The sequence below is a fragment of the Limnobaculum zhutongyuii genome, assembly GCF_004295645.1.
GTDB lineage: Bacteria > Pseudomonadota > Gammaproteobacteria > Enterobacterales > Enterobacteriaceae > Limnobaculum > Limnobaculum zhutongyuii.
Map to the genome: position 1 here is coordinate 3,615,758 of NZ_CP034752.1, position 16,051 is coordinate 3,631,808.

Sequence of the window (16,051 nt, forward strand, 5' to 3'; positions counted from 1 at the left end):
TTTTTATTTTTTTTATTAATTAAATGCATTTTATAAATAAATTAATTATATTCATTCCTCACACTTCAAATAATAAAAAGTGAATGTTAAATGCGTATTAAAACGAAAAAGGAATATATTAAGAATATGTTAAAAAACATGTCATTCCAATGGCGTGTATTCTTATTATTGCTTGTGGTTTTTACCTTACTGTTAGGCGCATTAAACAAATTCATGGAATATCAGTTAGATAATTATCTGACCGATAAAGTCAGTGAAATCGCCATGAACCAGGCCAAGATCATTGCTTCAATGGATGATGTGATTGAAGGCGTGGAACAAAGAGATACCAAAAAACTTAAAAAGATCGCTGACCGTCTTAGTATGGAGTCTAACTTTAGCTATTTGGTCATTGGTGATGAAAATTCTACTCGCTTGTATCACCCTAATCCGGAAAAGATTGGTTATACCATGCAGTGGAATAAACCCGGCGCACTGGAACGAGGCGAAAGCTACATCATCAGCAGTGAAGGGTCGATGGGGTTGGCTCTCAGGGCTAAAACCCCTATCTGGGATAAAAATAATCAGGTCATCGGTGTTATATCGTTAGGATATCTCAACAGTAAAATTGACATGTGGCGCTCTAATCAAATTCTGCCACTCACCAGCGCCCTGTTACTGATTCTGTTTATCCTTATTCTTCTCTCCTGGCAATTCTCCACTCATATTAAAAAACAGATGATGGGTATGGAACCCATGGAAATTGCCAGAGTACAGCGCCAGCAAGACGCGCTGTTTGGTGCCGTTTTCGAAGGACTTATTGCCGTTGATACAGAAGGTAAAATCACCGCCATCAATCAGAACGCCCAAAAAATGTTCAAACTGGCCGGTGCAGCAAAATATCTGGTGGGTCAGAAGGTGCAGAATCTGATTACACCTTCTGATTACTTTCTTGAAACCAGCGGTACCAACCGTATTGACGACCTACTTATCATTAATGGCCTAAAAATTATAGCTAACCGGGTAGGAATCTGGATTGACGGTGAGTTTCAGGGCTGGGTTGTCAGTTTTCGCCGCCATGATGAGATCAATACTCTCAGTGCCCAACTGAGCCAAATACAACAGTATGTAGAAAACCTGAGAACACTACGTCATGAGCATCTTAACTGGATCTCCACCATTGGTGGATTGCTACAGTTGAAAGAGTATGACCGGGCGCTGGAGATGGTTAAATTTGAATCCTCAAATCAACAGTCCCTTATCGATAGCATTAGCCAAATGTTTAAAAACCGTCTGATTGCTGGTCTGTTGTTTGGTAAATATCACCGGGCAAAAGAGCTCGGACTGGAAATGCAGTTTATTCCCGGCAGTACACTGAGCGCCAATGTTAATCCACTCACGGAAAATGAGCTGGCCAGTATTCTTGGAAATTTGTTGAATAATGCTTTTGAAGCCACATTAAAAAATCCTGACAGCAATAAACTGATTGAGTTTTTTATTTCAGATGAGGGATCTGAACTCATTATTGAAGTTTCAGATAATGGCTGCGGCATTGCTCCCGATATTCATGACACTATTTTTACGCGGGGCGTGACGTCTAAAAACAGTGGAGACCATGGCATCGGTCTCTATCTGGTCAAAACCTATATTGACCAATATAACGGCACCATCACTATTGATGATAATGAGCCTTGCGGTACTGTATTCTCTATTTTTATCCCCAAAGGAAAAGGAAGTTAATTATATGAAATACCTAAATATTCTAATTATTGAGGATGAAACCCCGCTTGCCGAAATGCACGCTGAATTTATTAAACGTCACAATAGCTGTCGTCAAGTTTGGCTTGCCGGTAATCTTGAGCAAGGACGCATGATGATTAATAACTTCAAGCCCGACCTGATCATTCTGGATAACTACCTGCCGGATGGCCGGGGCATTGAGCTATTACAGGAGCTCTCCGCTGAAAAATACCATGGTGAAGTTATCTTTATTACTGCCGCCAGCGATATTGATACCGTTTCTGAAGCCATTCGCTGTGGTGTTTTTGACTATCTGCTGAAGCCGGTTTCTTACGATCGTCTGGAACAAACGCTGGTTCGCCTTAGCCACCTGCATCGGGTTCAGAAGCAAACGGAAGATGTCAGCCAGTGGCAGGTTGATGAAATGTTTAATACCTTCGCCCGCATTCAGGCTAAGCCAACCATGCCCATTGGTATTGATGAAATCACACTAAAAATTGTTCAGGATGCGTTCAGCGATGCACAAATTGGCTATACCGCTGAAGATATTGCCAAAAAATTAGGATTAAGCCGAACAACAGCCAGACGCTATCTGGAGTTTTGCGCTAAAGAGCGCTTCTTACAGGCTGAAATTATTTATGGAAAAGTAGGCCGACCTCAGCGCATATATCGCTTAAGCACCCCCGGTCGAATAGTATTAACCGATTAATAAGTAAAACATTACTGCTAACAGAGCTGTAAAACTCCTATTACGGGTTTAAGATTAAAAAGTGCGTTTTATCATGGTAAGATATAAGGAAATGTCGAACGAGGTTCCCCCGGAGCACCATTTGCAGGTATAGTTGGTGGGTAAAAATTGAGTAAGTGGATTTCACTGGTAAGGTGAGTATATAACTATCAGTAAAAGATGACTTGTTCCACTATCACTCTGTTATCTGGGATTGCCCCTCTGTAATTTGTGACCGTAAAAAGGAGTCAATATGACTTGGGAGTATGCACTGATTGCTGGCTTAGTTGTTGGTCTTATCATTGGCGCTTTAGCTATGCGTTTTGGTAACAGAAAACTACGTCAACAAACTGCATTACAGCAGGAGCTTAATAAGAATAAGGCAGAGCTGGAAGCTTACCGTCAGGAACTGGTTAGTCACTTTTCCCACAGCGCAGAGCTGTTAGAAAAAATGGCTCAAGATTATCGCCAGTTCCAGAAGCATATGATTAAAAGTTCAACTGCATTGTTACCTGATATGGCCACCAGCGATAATCCATTTAGCTATATCAACTATAAGCCCGTTTCTTCTGCTTCAGAACAGGATCAGCTGTCGGCTGATATCCCACCGCGGGATTACTCTGAAGGTGCTTCCGGATTATTCCGCCCGGAACGTAAAGACTAAAATCTCTAATGACGCTATCAACCCGATAGCGTCATTTTCTTCTGCTACAATTAATTACCTTTCTTTACTTTATCCGTTTTATCTGCGCCCCAACTGTATTTGAAGCGTATCACATTTATTGATACCGCCGATTTCAACCCTTGCTGGCGCTTGAATCATGAACTTTTTGACACTACTTACAGTCATAGCAATAGCTACACTATTTTGTAATAGTTTAAACATGTAACCTGTTGGTATTGAGAGTAATCATCCATGAAAAAAACCACTTTATTATTAAGCGCCCTGACAGTCAGCCTGGGATTAACTTTTTCCTCAGTACCGGTCGCCAATGCGGCTTTACCAACCACCGTCGCCGGAGAGCAAGTACCAAGCCTTGCTCCAATGCTGGATAAAGTTCTTCCTGCTGTGGTCAGCGTATATGTTGAAGGTACACAAGTTCAGCGTCAGCGTATCCCTGAAGAGTTCAAATTCTTCTTCGGTCCAAACATGCCGTCTGAGCAACAAAGTTCTCGTCCATTTGAAGGATTGGGCTCTGGTGTCATCATCAATGCAGAGAAAGGTTATGTGGTTACCAATAACCACGTTATCAACAATGCGGACAAGATTCGCGTTCAGTTGAATAACGGTAAAGAGTATCAGGCAAAACTGATTGGGCGTGATGAACAATCTGATATCGCGCTGTTACAGTTAACCGATTCTAATCCAAAGGATCTGACCTCGATTAAGATGTCCGATTCTGACAGCCTGCGCGTTGGTGATTTCGCCGTTGCGGTAGGTAACCCATTCGGTCTGGGTCAAACCGCGACATCCGGTATTATTTCCGCTTTAGGCCGTAGTGGTCTGAACCTGGAAGGTCTGGAAAACTTTATCCAGACGGATGCATCCATAAACCGTGGTAACTCCGGCGGTGCGCTGGTTAACCTTAACGGTGAACTGATTGGCATTAATACTGCGATCCTTGCCCCTAGCGGCGGTAACGTGGGTATCGGTTTTGCTATCCCGAGCAATATGGTGCAAAACCTGACCGATCAGTTAATTAAATACGGTGAAGTTAAACGCGGCATGCTGGGCATTAAAGGCAGCGAAATGACCGCCGAAATGGCAAAAGCATTTAAAGTGGATGCTCAACGCGGTGCGTTTGTTAGCGAAGTTCTGCCAAAATCTGCTGCGGCACAGGCTGGTATTAAATCCGGTGACGTCATTGTTTCTCTGGATGGTAAGGCCATCAGCAGTTTTGCTGAACTACGGGCTAAAGTTGCCACCGCCGGTGCCGGTAAGAAAGTTAAAATGGGTCTGCTGCGCGAAGGCAAACCAATGGAAGTCAACGTTGAGCTACAAAACAGCGATCAGTCTTCCATCAGTGCAGAGTCACTGTCTCCTGCCCTGCAAGGCGCCAGCTTCAACAACGGTGAAGTTAAGGGCACTAAGGGCGTAATGATCAAAGATGTGGAAAAAGGCTCTCCGGCCGCTCAAAGTGGCTTAAAAGCTGGTGATATGATCATTGGGGTCAACAGCGATCGTACTACCAATATTGGTGAACTACGTAAGATACTGGACAGCAAACCAAATGTGCTGGCACTCAATATTTTACGCGGCGATGACAATATCTATCTAATTCTGCGTTAATCCCGATCGCAAAAACGGATACGGCACTATGCCGTATCCGTTCAAGTCATGGTATCCTTCCTTACCTTTACTATTTTTGACGATATGCATGCTTGCCAAACTGTTACGTTCAATAATTATTGGCTTAATTATTGCCGCTGCTCTACTGCTGATATTTCCCTCACTGCGTGATGCATCGGGGTTGTTTAACAATTCACTGAATTTACCTCTTAGTGAGTCACCAGTAAGCTATAACAGTGCCGTCAGGCGCGCTGCACCGGCTGTGGTTAACGTCTATAACCGCAGCGCTCTTAGCTCTTCCAGCCAGAATACATTGGGGATTAACACCCTGGGTTCTGGCGTTATTATGAATAAGAAAGGTTATATTCTTACCAACAGACACGTTATTCTGAACGCCGACCAGGTTATTATCACATTACAAAATGGTCAGGTTTATGAAGCAATTTTGGTTGGTGCCGATACCTTAACTGATTTAGCGGTTCTCAAAATCAAAGAGGACAACCTGCCAGTTATTCCAATTAACTCAAAACGCTCACCTCACGTTGGCGATGTCGTTCTGGCAATTGGTAACCCCTATAACCTTGGTCAAACCGTTACTCAGGGCATCATCAGCGCCACCGGACGAACCAGCCTTAGCCCTTATGGTCGACAAAACCTGCTGCAAACTGACGCATCGATTAACCACGGTAACTCTGGTGGTGCGTTGATTAACTCACTGGGCGAGTTAGTGGGTATCAATACTCTGTCATTAGATAAACGTACCGACGGCGATACGCCGGAAGGTATTGGTTTTGCGATTCCTACCGAACTTGCCACTAAAATTATGAATAAGCTGATCCGGGACGGACGAGTGATTCGTGGCTTTATCGGTATTGAAGGCCGTGAATTCAGCCAGATGCAAAATCAAGGCAGTCCATTCGATCGGTTACAAGGCATACTGGTGCGCTCCGTAACCCCAGGCGGTCCGGCTGAAGAAGCGGGGCTGCTGGTTGGCGATATTCTGGTCAACGTCAACAACAAGCCAGCCACCTCGGCCATTGAAGTCATGGATGAAGTTTCAGAAATCCGCCCTGGCACTAGCATCCCGGTCATTGTATTACGTCAGGGCCAGCGCCTGACCTTCACGCTAAAAATCTCCGAATACCCGGTGCAGAACAATTAATTCATTTCATACATTTAAGTTAAAACAGAAAGGGTGCAGAAAATAAAATCTGCGCCCTTTTTAATCGATGGCAAAAAATGAAAGTTTAGTTTTATGCCTAAAAATGGCCAACCGGAGGGAGGGGCTGCCGTGGGGGTCGACTTGGCGTAAGCCAACGACAAACAGGCTTCGCCTGTTTGAATAGCGCTTGCGCTGGCCCGTCAGGGTGAAACACCGCAAGGTGTTTCATAACTGCCCGTAGGCAGACCAGGCCCGACGCGCACTCAAGCTGAGTACAGATGGTTTTCCGACCGCACTCAGTGCAGATTTGAATACTTTATTTTTACGGTCGGAATATTCACTGATACCAATTAATCAGGCTTACTAATAATCAAAAAGGGCCCAGAACTCACATTCCACGCCCTTTCAACTTCAATCAATAACCAACCTAAACGTTATTCATCTTTCTCTTTAAAACGCTGAATATTAGCACCTAATGCATTCAGCTTTTCTTCAATGCGCTCATACCCACGATCGATATGATAAATGCGGTCAACAACCGTAACGCCTTCCGCAATACAACCCGCTAATACTAAGCTTGCCGATGCGCGTAAATCCGTTGCCATTACCTGAGCGGCAGACAGTTTATCAACGCTGTGACAGATAACCGTATTGCCTTCAATTTCAGCATGAGCTCCCATACGGATCAGCTCAGGAATATGCATGAAGCGGTTTTCAAAAATGGTTTCGGTAATGACACCGGTTCCTTCCGCCACCAGATTCAACAGAGAAAACTGGGCCTGCATATCGGTCGGGAAACCAGGGTGCGGCGCAGTACGAATATTCACACTGTGCGGACGCTTGCCTTTCATATCCAGACTGATCCAGTCGCTACCCGTTTCTATTTCAGCACCCGCTTCGCGTAATTTGGCTAATACCGCATCCAGCATATCCGGGCGAGTATTACGACAAATCACCTTACCACCAGAAATCGCGGCAGCCACCAGGAAAGTACCGGTTTCAATACGATCAGGCAGCACGCGATATACGCCGCCGCCTAAGCGTTCAACACCCTCAATAGTGATATGGTCAGTTCCTGCACCTGTGATTTTCGCACCTAACGTATTCAGGAATTCAGCCGTATCCACAATTTCTGGCTCACGAGCCGCATTCTCAATAACCGTCGTTCCTTCCGCCAGCGTTGCTGCACTCATAATGGTTACCGTAGCGCCTACGCTAACTTTATCCATCACGATATGCGCGGCCTTCAGACGACCGTTAACCGATGCTTTAACATACCCTTCTTCCAGCTTAATCTCTGCACCCAGTTGTTCCAGGCCTGAAATATGTAAGTCAACCGGACGAGCACCGATAGCACATCCACCCGGTAGGGATACCTGACCATAACCAAAACGAGCAACCAACGGTCCTAACGCCCAAATAGAGGCACGCATGGTCTTAACCAGATCGTACGGAGCACACAACTCAGTGACATTGCTGGCATCAACAAAAATCGAACCATTACGCTCAATTTTTACCCCCAGTTGGCCCAGTAACTTCAGGGTGGTATCGATATCTTTCAGCTTTGGTACATTCTGTAGCTCTACCGGCTCTTCCGCCAACAGTGCTGCAAAAAGAATTGGTAGCGCTGCGTTTTTAGCGCCAGAAATTGTCACTTCACCACTTAGTCGGGTGGGGCCCTGTACTCGAAACTTGTCCATAATCGCTCTCTCTAATACAACAACATTTAAAAGGTCAGATGCTGATTTAATATTTCTTGTTATAGGTTGTTATTTAATCAGCACAGATAAAATCACTGCAGCCCGTATGGGTTGTTCACCCAATTACAAACCGCTCAGTTTGCGGTCGCGTTCCCACTCTGTCGGGGTATATGCCTTAATTGATAGTGCATGAATGCGATTATCGGAAATGTATTCCATCAGCGGAGCATAAACGGCCTGCTGTTGCTTAACGCGGCTCATACCTTCAAACATATCACCAATGGCAATCACCTGGAAATGGCTACCGTCACCCGTAACGCGAACATCTTGCAGATTTAATGCATCGAGCAAAATTTGTCTTATTTCGTTAGTATCCATCGTCTTCACTATATTAATCAGAAAGGTTCTGTTTTTCAGAATAGAAAACAGCTTAAATTAGCACATAAGCTCTGATTCGTTATAAAAACATCGCGGAGATATAGATGACTATATCTCCGCGACTCATTTCAAATCAGCCTGATGAACATACTATCACACCATAGTTGGTGTACTCACGAGGTAAGGCTGAATAATTTGTTGCAGATTATACAGAGATGCCAACATCTGTAGCTTCTCCGTCATACCCGTCAGTTTTAACGGCTGTTGGCGTGATTCACCTTCATCAAGCAGATGAACCAACATCGCTAATCCAGCAGAATCCACCCGGGACAGCGCCGACACGTCAATCGTTGTAATATCAGCACTCATCACCTGCTGCCGAACTTTCCAGAACGGCAGCAACGTTTCACGATCTAAATCACCGCTTAACGTTATTACGCCATTTTCAGCCTGCCAGTTCAGAGCGTTCTGCATTATTTTTTATCATCCAACGTAATTCGCTGACTGGCCAGAGCCTTCAGCTGTTTAGTTAAGCCATCAACACCGTCACGACGCAGAGTTTCAGCCCACTCATTTTGCTTAGTGGTAATCATACTGATACCTTCAGCAATCATGTCATAAGCCTGCCATTCACCGGTTTTGGTGTTTTTACGCCATTGAAAGTCCAGACGAATTGGAGGACGACCGTTGGTATCATTAATGGTGATACGAATAGAAACGTTATCTTTATCACCTAATGGTTGCTCAGGGGCGATTTGATATTTTTGACCATTATACATAGCCAGTGCCTGACCATAAGCCTGCTCCATATAGGCTTCAAAGGCTGGCATATAAGCATCGCGCTGTGCCGGGGTAGCATCACGATAATAACGACCTAACACTAAGGCACCTGCATATTTCACCTGAATGTAAGGAAGAAGTTCTTCCTTCACTACGGTACGTAAATAGTCAGGATTTTGCTTAATCTTAGGTTGTTCATTGGTCAGGCGGGTAAATACCTTCTCCGCCGCAACTTGCATCTGCTGGTAAGGATTACTGGCATCAGCTGCATTTGCCGCCAAAGGGGCAATCATGAAAAGTGCTGCCATCATAAAACGTTTTAACATAGCTGTTCCTCTTATCCTACTGTTGTCCATAATGTTGAATAAACATGGTTAACTCCGTAACCAACCTTTTGCCAGCCGGATATATTAATGAACCGGAGCGGGCGCAGTGCCTTCATCAGCCGGTTTTTCATCACCGCCGCTTTTATATAAGAACTGACCGATAAGATCCTCCAATACCATTGCTGACTTGGTATCTTTAATCTCATCGCCATCTTTCAGAATTTTGGTGCCCATATCTTCATCTTCAAAGCCGATATTCATCGCCAGGAATTGCTCGCCCAACAGGCCAGAAGTGCGAATGGATAAAGAGCTGGTATCCGGAATATGGTTAAAACGCTGCTGCATATCAATGGCTACGCGCGGGAAGTAGGTCTTTTGATCAAGGGTAATATCAGCCACACGCCCAACCAAAACTCCCCCTACTCTTACCGGGGAACGCGCTTTTAAACCGCCAATGTTATCAAATGTAGCGTAAAGCCGATAAGTTGGCTCATTACCCAGAGATTTTACATCTGCGACTTTTAAACACAGGAATAAAAGTGAGCACAGGCCAATCAGCATGAACACCCCTACCCAGATTTCCGTTTTTTTACTTTGCATCGATTTAATTCCCAAACATCATTGCGGTCAGTACAAAATCTACGCCTAACACGGCGAGAGAGGCATGTACGACGGTACGAGTAGTCGCCTGGCTAATTCCTTCAGATGTCGGAATACAGTCATAGCCATTATAAAGCGCAATCCAGGTTACTGTGATTGCAAATACTACACTTTTAATTAAACAGTTCAGCAGGTCGGTGTGCCAGCTAACGGAGTCCTGCATCGCAGCCCAGAAGAAACCATCATCGATTCCTTTCCAGTCCACGCCTACCATCGCTCCGCCCAGAATACCAACCGCAACAAAAATAGCGGTTAGCAATGGCATACTGATAAAACCGGCCCAAAAACGTGGTGTAATCACCCGACGCAGTGGGTCAATAGCCATCATCTCCAGGCTGGAAAGCTGTTCTGTCGCCTTCATCAGGCCAATCTCTGCGGTTAACGCCGAGCCAGCCCGACCAGCAAACAGTAAGGCGGTAACAACCGGCCCCAGTTCGCGCAGTAAAGAGAGTGCCACCATCATGCCCAGGCTGGCTTCAGCGCTGTAGGTAGTGAGGATCAGGTAGCCTTGCAGACCCAGAACCATACCGATAAACAGGCCGGAAACCATAATAATCAACAGTGACTGAACGCCAACAACATACAGTTGCTTGAGTAAAAGCGGCCACTGCTTGCGAAACTCCGGCTTTCCAACCAGTGCCCCATACAACATCAGCCCGGAACGGCCAAAAGAGGTGCAAAATTGGATACCACGGCGCCCTAAAGACGCCAATGCCTGTAGCAACATTAACTTAGTAACTCCGTTTTATAATCACCGGCGGGAAAACGGAAAGGAACCGGGCCATCCGCCACACCGTCCAGAAATTGTCTGGCGCGAGGGTCAGGATTAGCACGTAATTCGTCCGGCGTTCCTTCTGCAATGACACGATGCTCCGCCACAATATAAGCATAATCAGCAATGCTCAGTACTTCCGGTACATCGTGTGAAACAACAATACAGGTGATACCTAATGAATGGTTAAGCTCATCAATAAGTTTAACCAGTACCCCCATGGTGATTGGATCCTGACCGACAAAAGGTTCATCGAACATAATCAGTTCAGGTTCAAGAGCAATTGCCCGAGCCAAAGCGGCACGGCGCGCCATACCACCCGACAGCTCTGCCGGCATCAGATTAGCTGCGCCACGCAGGCCAACGGCCTCCAGCTTCATCAATACGGTGCTGTGCAGTAATGCTTCAGGTAATTTAGTATGTTCCCGTAAAGGATAAGCCACATTGTCAAACACCGTTAAATCAGTGAACAGCGCTCCGGACTGAAACAGCATGCTCATTTTTTTACGGACTTCATACAGGTGGCGACGGGAAAGCGTTGGGATATTATCCCCGTCAAAAATGATATCACCGCTATCCGGCGCTAACTGCCCGCCGATTAACCGTAACAATGTGGTTTTACCAATGCCTGAAGGCCCCATAATCGCCGTCACTTTACCGCGGGGTACCGTCAGGTTGATATCCTGAAATATTGGACGACCGTTACGGGAAAACGACATCCCCCGTACTTCGACCAAATTCGCTGCCGATTTAATCATAACGTCCTTAAACTATCAGGATGAATACTTATCTCGTCCATCATAAGTATTAATATACTCTGGCTCAACATTTCATTCCCCTTGACGAACAGAGGCCGAAACGCAGGCGGTGTTTTACTTTTCATCCAACGCCAGTCAAAATTAACTCAAGGATTTTATCAATGTTCTCAGCCTGAACTAAAGACCCTTGTGATAATTCAGCAATAATAGTACTAAACGCTATCCGAATATTACTGTCCATCTGACCTGACTAAGACGAATAGATGAATGAAAAAGTTCAATTTTAAACAGGATAATGCATGCTGATTGCCATAGTAATGCTGTTTATTGGCCTCATTCTGCTGGTTTATGGTGCCGACCGCTTAGTTTTTGGTGCTACCGCTATCGCAAACACCTTAAATGTACCCCGTCTTGCCGTAGGAATTATGGTTACCGGAGTCGGTACCTCACTGCCAGAACTGGCATTTTCAGTTACCGCCGGGCTTAATGGCAAAACCAATATGGTGGTCGGTAACGCTATTGGCTCGAACATCACCAACATCTTACTCATTTTAGGATGCGTTGCTATTATTCGCCCACTCAGTCTGCATTCCAAACGGCTAAAACGCGAAGCTCCCTTACTGTTTCTGATCATGTTGCTGGCGGGTTTTGTCCTTTATGATAACCAGCTCAGCCGCAGTGATGGTATTATCCTGTTGCTCGCCTTTATCAGCTTTATGGCGCTGGTATTCAAAATGAGTAAACGCAATTTCCTTCGGGAGACAGATTCACTTTCTGTTAGTCAGGAAGCCGAAGCGCCCAAAGAGATAAGCCAAACCGTCGCGTTTTTATGGATACTAATAGGCGTATTGGTTTTACCCATTGCCGCCAAAATAACGGTAGATAACGCCACTGTGGTTGCCCGCTATTTAGGCTTGAGTGAACTGATGATAAGCCTCACAATTATTGCTATTGGCACCAGCCTGCCTGAATTAGCAACCGCTATCACCGGCATGTATAAACATGAAGATGATATGGTGCTGGGCAATGTGATTGGCTCGAACATTTTTAATATTTTAGTGGTCATGGGGATACCGGCGTTAATTTCTCCGGGTAGTTTTTTCAGCGAGGCCTTCCTTCGTGATTACTGGATTATGCTGGCAGCCAGCCTGCTTCTGACCCTGCTCTGCGTGGGTCGTAGCCGCCAATTAACGCGGCCGATGGGAATCGCACTGCTGGCTGGTTTTATCTTTTATATTGGTGTGCTGATGTATTCTGCGTACGCCTGAATTTAAGTTTCCTCGATCCAAAATAAGAAAAAGGAAACGTTATTGATGACAGTGAGAACGAGTAATGTCTAACTTTGATTTTCAACAAGCAGGAAAACAGGTTCTTGATATTGAACGATCCGGGCTTGAACAACTCTATCAATATATCAATCAGGATTTTTCACGTGCCTGTGAGCTAATGTTCCACTGCAAAGGTAAAGTCGTGGTCATGGGAATGGGTAAGTCCGGACATATTGGCTGTAAAATGGCGGCCTCTTTTGCCAGTACCGGAACACCTTCATTCTTCGTTCATCCTGCCGAAGCCAGCCACGGCGATTTAGGCATGATCACCGCTGACGACATTGTGATTGCTATCTCTTACTCTGGTGAATCCAGCGAGATTATGGCGCTGATTCCGGTGATCAAACGTTTACAAATTCCATTGATCTGTATGACCGGTAATCCGAACAGTTCAATGGGGAAAGCGGCTGATACACACTTATGTATCAATGTTCCTCAGGAGGCTTGCCCATTAGGGCTGGCTCCAACAACCAGCACCACCGCTACACTGGTCATGGGTGATGCATTAGCGGTTGCTTTATTAGAAGCCAGAGGGTTCACCGCTGACGATTTTGCCCTGTCGCATCCGGGGGGAGCTCTTGGACGCAAACTGTTATTACGCGTTAGTGATATTATGCACACCGGTGACGAAATTCCACTGGTGAACAATCAGGCATCACTGCGTGAAGCGCTGGTGGAAATCACCAGAAAAAATCTGGGTCTGACCGTTATCTGTAATGACGATATGTTGATTCAGGGGATCTTCACCGACGGCGACCTGCGTCGGGTCTTCGATCAGGGTGTAGAAATCAGTAATGCTAAAATTGCCGATCTGATGACCAAAGGCGGCATTCGCGTTCGCCCTGATATGCTGGCGGTAGAAGCACTGAACCTGATGCAATCACGCCATATTACGGCCGTTCTGGTGGCTGAAGGCGATCGGTTAGTGGGCGTGGTTCATATGCATGATATGCTGCGCGCCGGCGTGGTTTAAGGCAAAATGGCTGGTTTGCACGATTTAAGTGAAAAGCAAAAGAGTATAAACATGATTAACACCTGCTATGGCGCAGTAAGCAAAGAGATTTTTCAACGGGCGGCCCAAATTCGACTGTTGATCTGTGATGTGGATGGCGTCATGTCCGACGGCCTGATTTATATGGGTAATCAGGGGGAAGAGCTAAAAGCCTTCAACGTACGTGATGGTTATGGTATTCGCTGCCTGATTACTTCTGGCATCGATGTTGCCATTATCACCGGACGTAGCGCCAAGCTGGTTGAAAATCGTGCCAAAACGTTGGGAATAACTCATCTGTATCAAGGGCAATCTGATAAACTGGTGGCTTTCGAGAAAATACTTAAAGAAGTCTCCCTGACGCCAGAACAAGTGGCATATATTGGCGATGATTTGATTGACTGGCCTGTGATGCAAAAAGTTGGCCTGGCGGTAGCAGTAGCGGATGCGCATCCTCTTCTTCTACCAAAAGCACACTATGTAACGCAAATTCCCGGTGGTCGTGGTGCTGTACGCGAGTTATGTGATTTAATTCTGCAAGCGCAAGATAAACTCGACGGGGCACAAGGGTTATCCATATGAGTATGAGCAAGACAAAGCTAAGCCTGACGATTGTACTAATGCTAATCGCTTTAGGTCTTATTGGCTGGAATCTGGCTGATTTTGATGACAATAAAACCATCGTGCCGCCGGATGATAAAGAACCCACCTATCAGAGCCAACAAATGGTGACGATAGTGTACAATCCGGAAGGTCAGTTAAATTACAAATTGACGGCGGAAGACGTAAAATATTACGCCACGCCAGAAGATACCTGGTTCACTAAACCGGTCATGATTATGTATGACAAGGACAAAGTGGCAACCTGGTCGGTGCGCTCCGATCGCGCTAAATTAACCAAAGACCGTATGCTTTATCTGTATGATAATGTTGAGGTCAACAGCCTGACGACGACGTCACAGCTGGAAAGAATCAAAACAAACAGTGCTGATGTCAATCTGGTGACTCAGGATATCAGCTCTGACGATCATGTTACTCTGTACGGGGCTAATTTTACCTCCGAAGGAATGAAGATGCGTGGTAATCTGCGCAGTAGAACAGCTAAGCTGATTGAAAAGGTAAAAACCTATTATGAAGTTCAACCAAAAGCCGGCAATGAAACTCAGCCATCATCGTAAAAGCGTGGTTAACAACATGGTAGCCGGTATACTTCTGGTTACCAGCGCCTCTGCGTTTGCATTAAAAGATGATACGAATCAGCCGATTAACATTAGCTCTGCTCAGCAATCATTAGACATGAATGGTAATGTCGTCACTTTCACCGGTGATGTTATTGTGAAGCAGGGAACCATTGATATTCGCGCGGATAAAGTCGTCGTAACTCGCCCTGAAGGCAATGAAGGGAAAGAAGTGGTAGAAGCGTTCGGTAATCCGGTGACGTTCTACCAAATGCAAGACAGTGGAAAACCAGTAAAAGGCCGGGGTTTAAAACTCCGCTATGAATTGGCCACTGACTTTGTTGACCTGACGGGCAATGCCTATCTGGAACAGCTGGACAGTAATGTTCAGGGTGATCGTATCACCTACAAAGTGAAAGAGCAGAAGATGGAAGCGTTCAGCAATAAAGGCAAACGCGTCAACACCGTTCTGGTACCATCCCAGATACAGAAAAAATAAACACTTTTAACCGCAGTTAAAGAAAAGAGTAAACAATAGCGAATGGCAACGTTAACAGCAGAGAATCTGGCCAAGGCCTACAAAGGTCGCCGAGTGGTAGAAGATGTCAGCCTGACCGTCAACTCCGGTGAAATTGTCGGTTTGCTTGGGCCAAACGGCGCGGGTAAAACCACCACGTTTTACATGGTTGTGGGTATCGTCCAGCGTGATGCGGGCTCGATTCTTATCGACGGTGAAGATATCAGTCTGTTACCGCTGCACGCGCGTGCCCGTCGCGGTATTGGCTATCTGCCACAGGAAGCCTCTATTTTTCGTCGTCTGAGCGTTTACGATAATCTGATGGCGGTGCTGCAAATCCGCAATGATTTAACCAATGAACAGCGGGAAGATCGTGCCAACGAGCTGCTGGAAGAGTTCCATATTGAGCATCTTCGTAAAAACCTTGGGCAATCACTCTCCGGTGGTGAACGCCGTCGGGTAGAGATTGCCAGAGCGTTAGCCGCTAACCCTAAATTCATTTTGCTGGATGAACCCTTTGCCGGCGTTGACCCCATTTCGGTTATTGATATTAAAAAAATCATTGAGCACCTGCGCGATAGCGGGCTTGGTGTATTAATTACCGACCATAACGTACGTGAAACGCTGGACGTTTGTGAACGCGCTTACATCGTTAGTCAGGGTCATTTAATTGCTCATGGAACACCATCATCTATTCTGGAAGATGAACATGTGAAGCGGGTCTATTTAGGCAATGAATTCCGATTGTAGCTATTATTGCTACCC

General features: G+C 45.6%; 18 protein-coding genes. 11 read left to right on the forward strand and 7 right to left on the reverse strand.

All coding sequences use genetic code 11. From position 1 onward, the window contains the following. The first annotated feature begins 90 nt into the window (after positions 1–90). The 5 genes from dpiB (at position 91) to degS (ending at position 5,898) form a co-directional block, all read left to right on the forward strand. Positions 91–1,719, forward strand: coding sequence for a sensor histidine kinase DpiB (gene dpiB, locus EKN56_RS16120; protein ID WP_130592727.1), 1,629 nt, complete (start codon positions 91–93; stop codon positions 1,717–1,719). Positions 1,720–1,723: 4 nt separating this feature from the next. After that, the gene (gene dpiA, locus EKN56_RS16125) at positions 1,724–2,428 is read left to right on the forward strand and encodes a two-component response regulator DpiA (protein WP_130592728.1); all 705 of its coding nucleotides are present in this window, start codon (positions 1,724–1,726) and stop codon (positions 2,426–2,428) included. 271 nt (positions 2,429–2,699) lie between these two features. Further along, on the forward strand, positions 2,700–3,110 hold the full coding sequence (zapG, locus tag EKN56_RS16130) for a Z-ring associated protein ZapG (RefSeq protein WP_130592729.1): 411 nt from the start codon (positions 2,700–2,702) through the stop codon (positions 3,108–3,110). 252 nt (positions 3,111–3,362) lie between these two features. Then, positions 3,363–4,736, forward strand: coding sequence for a serine endoprotease DegQ (gene degQ / locus EKN56_RS16135; protein WP_130592730.1), 1,374 nt, complete (start codon positions 3,363–3,365; stop codon positions 4,734–4,736). 88 nt (positions 4,737–4,824) lie between these two features. Further along, a complete protein-coding gene (degS, locus tag EKN56_RS16140) occupies positions 4,825–5,898 on the forward strand; it encodes an outer membrane-stress sensor serine endopeptidase DegS (RefSeq protein WP_130592731.1) in 1,074 nt (357 codons plus the stop codon). Between the two features lie 434 nt (positions 5,899–6,332). Here degS and murA read toward each other — a convergent pair whose 3' ends face one another. The 7 genes from murA to mlaF form a co-directional block, all read right to left on the reverse strand. Beyond that, positions 6,333–7,598, reverse strand: coding sequence for a UDP-N-acetylglucosamine 1-carboxyvinyltransferase (murA, locus tag EKN56_RS16145; protein ID WP_108900471.1), 1,266 nt, complete (start codon positions 7,596–7,598; stop codon positions 6,333–6,335). 123 nt (positions 7,599–7,721) lie between these two features. Next, positions 7,722–7,976 carry a BolA family iron metabolism protein IbaG gene (ibaG, locus tag EKN56_RS16150; RefSeq protein ID WP_130592732.1) on the reverse strand — a complete coding sequence of 85 codons (255 nt, stop codon included), beginning with the start codon at positions 7,974–7,976 and terminating at the stop codon, positions 7,722–7,724. Between the two features lie 153 nt (positions 7,977–8,129). After that, positions 8,130–8,450: a lipid asymmetry maintenance protein MlaB gene (gene mlaB / locus EKN56_RS16155; protein WP_130592733.1), complete on the reverse strand. Its 321-nt coding sequence runs from the start codon at positions 8,448–8,450 to the stop codon at positions 8,130–8,132. Continuing rightward, positions 8,450–9,082: a phospholipid-binding protein MlaC gene (mlaC, locus tag EKN56_RS16160; RefSeq protein WP_130592734.1), complete on the reverse strand. Its 633-nt coding sequence runs from the start codon at positions 9,080–9,082 to the stop codon at positions 8,450–8,452. The genes mlaB and mlaC overlap by 1 nt, the downstream gene beginning before the upstream one ends. Before the next feature lie 84 nt (positions 9,083–9,166). Next, positions 9,167–9,682 carry an outer membrane lipid asymmetry maintenance protein MlaD gene (gene mlaD / locus EKN56_RS16165; RefSeq protein ID WP_130592735.1) on the reverse strand — a complete coding sequence of 172 codons (516 nt, stop codon included), beginning with the start codon at positions 9,680–9,682 and terminating at the stop codon, positions 9,167–9,169. Positions 9,683–9,686: 4 nt separating this feature from the next. Beyond that, entirely contained in the window at positions 9,687–10,469 is a 783-nt protein-coding gene (gene mlaE / locus EKN56_RS16170) for a lipid asymmetry maintenance ABC transporter permease subunit MlaE (protein WP_130592736.1), read from the reverse strand. Next, a complete protein-coding gene (gene mlaF / locus EKN56_RS16175; RefSeq protein WP_130592737.1) occupies positions 10,469–11,272 on the reverse strand; it encodes a phospholipid ABC transporter ATP-binding protein MlaF in 804 nt (267 codons plus the stop codon). The genes mlaE and mlaF overlap by 1 nt, the downstream gene beginning before the upstream one ends. 299 nt (positions 11,273–11,571) lie before the next feature. Here mlaF and EKN56_RS16180 point away from each other — a divergent pair, with 299 nt between their 5' ends. The 6 genes from EKN56_RS16180 (at position 11,572) to lptB (ending at position 16,036) form a co-directional block, all read left to right on the forward strand. Continuing rightward, a complete protein-coding gene (locus EKN56_RS16180; RefSeq protein WP_130592738.1) occupies positions 11,572–12,540 on the forward strand; it encodes a calcium/sodium antiporter in 969 nt (322 codons plus the stop codon). 64 nt (positions 12,541–12,604) lie between these two features. Beyond that, positions 12,605–13,573, forward strand: coding sequence for an arabinose-5-phosphate isomerase KdsD (gene kdsD, locus EKN56_RS16185; RefSeq protein WP_130592739.1), 969 nt, complete (start codon positions 12,605–12,607; stop codon positions 13,571–13,573). Positions 13,574–13,624: 51 nt separating this feature from the next. Then, on the forward strand, positions 13,625–14,173 hold the full coding sequence (gene kdsC / locus EKN56_RS16190) for a 3-deoxy-manno-octulosonate-8-phosphatase KdsC (protein WP_130592740.1): 549 nt from the start codon (positions 13,625–13,627) through the stop codon (positions 14,171–14,173). Positions 14,174–14,175: 2 nt separating this feature from the next. After that, positions 14,176–14,769, forward strand: a complete 594-nt coding sequence (gene lptC, locus EKN56_RS16195) for an LPS export ABC transporter periplasmic protein LptC (RefSeq protein ID WP_130593742.1) — start codon at positions 14,176–14,178, stop codon at positions 14,767–14,769. Further along, positions 14,747–15,268, forward strand: coding sequence for a lipopolysaccharide ABC transporter substrate-binding protein LptA (lptA, locus tag EKN56_RS16200; protein ID WP_130593743.1), 522 nt, complete (start codon positions 14,747–14,749; stop codon positions 15,266–15,268). The genes lptC and lptA overlap by 23 nt, the downstream gene beginning before the upstream one ends. Positions 15,269–15,310: 42 nt before the next feature. Further along, on the forward strand, positions 15,311–16,036 hold the full coding sequence (gene lptB / locus EKN56_RS16205) for an LPS export ABC transporter ATP-binding protein (RefSeq protein WP_130592741.1): 726 nt from the start codon (positions 15,311–15,313) through the stop codon (positions 16,034–16,036). Positions 16,037–16,051 lie beyond the last annotated feature (15 nt).

What these genes read in the sequence shown, in the direction of transcription:
- lptB (WP_130592741.1), top strand. Translation starts at nt 15,311, where the DNA reads ATGGCAACGTTAACAGCAGAGAATCTGGCCAAGGCCTACAAAGGTCGC.
- degS (WP_130592731.1), top strand. Translation starts at nt 4,825, where the DNA reads ATGCTTGCCAAACTGTTACGTTCAATAATTATTGGCTTAATTATTGCC.
- mlaD (WP_130592735.1), bottom strand. Translation starts at nt 9,682, where the DNA reads ATGCAAAGTAAAAAAACGGAAATCTGGGTAGGGGTGTTCATGCTGATT.
- zapG (WP_130592729.1), top strand. Translation starts at nt 2,700, where the DNA reads ATGACTTGGGAGTATGCACTGATTGCTGGCTTAGTTGTTGGTCTTATC.
- dpiB (WP_130592727.1), top strand. Translation starts at nt 91, where the DNA reads ATGCGTATTAAAACGAAAAAGGAATATATTAAGAATATGTTAAAAAAC.
- degQ (WP_130592730.1), top strand. Translation starts at nt 3,363, where the DNA reads ATGAAAAAAACCACTTTATTATTAAGCGCCCTGACAGTCAGCCTGGGA.
- murA (WP_108900471.1), bottom strand. Translation starts at nt 7,598, where the DNA reads ATGGACAAGTTTCGAGTACAGGGCCCCACCCGACTAAGTGGTGAAGTG.
- mlaE (WP_130592736.1), bottom strand. Translation starts at nt 10,469, where the DNA reads ATGTTGCTACAGGCATTGGCGTCTTTAGGGCGCCGTGGTATCCAATTT.
- lptA (WP_130593743.1), top strand. Translation starts at nt 14,747, where the DNA reads ATGAAACTCAGCCATCATCGTAAAAGCGTGGTTAACAACATGGTAGCC.
- kdsD (WP_130592739.1), top strand. Translation starts at nt 12,605, where the DNA reads ATGTCTAACTTTGATTTTCAACAAGCAGGAAAACAGGTTCTTGATATT.
- mlaC (WP_130592734.1), bottom strand. Translation starts at nt 9,082, where the DNA reads ATGTTAAAACGTTTTATGATGGCAGCACTTTTCATGATTGCCCCTTTG.
- mlaB (WP_130592733.1), bottom strand. Translation starts at nt 8,450, where the DNA reads ATGCAGAACGCTCTGAACTGGCAGGCTGAAAATGGCGTAATAACGTTA.
- kdsC (WP_130592740.1), top strand. Translation starts at nt 13,625, where the DNA reads ATGATTAACACCTGCTATGGCGCAGTAAGCAAAGAGATTTTTCAACGG.
- lptC (WP_130593742.1), top strand. Translation starts at nt 14,176, where the DNA reads ATGAGCAAGACAAAGCTAAGCCTGACGATTGTACTAATGCTAATCGCT.
- ibaG (WP_130592732.1), bottom strand. Translation starts at nt 7,976, where the DNA reads ATGGATACTAACGAAATAAGACAAATTTTGCTCGATGCATTAAATCTG.
- mlaF (WP_130592737.1), bottom strand. Translation starts at nt 11,272, where the DNA reads ATGATTAAATCGGCAGCGAATTTGGTCGAAGTACGGGGGATGTCGTTT.
- EKN56_RS16180 (WP_130592738.1), top strand. Translation starts at nt 11,572, where the DNA reads ATGCTGATTGCCATAGTAATGCTGTTTATTGGCCTCATTCTGCTGGTT.
- dpiA (WP_130592728.1), top strand. Translation starts at nt 1,724, where the DNA reads ATGAAATACCTAAATATTCTAATTATTGAGGATGAAACCCCGCTTGCC.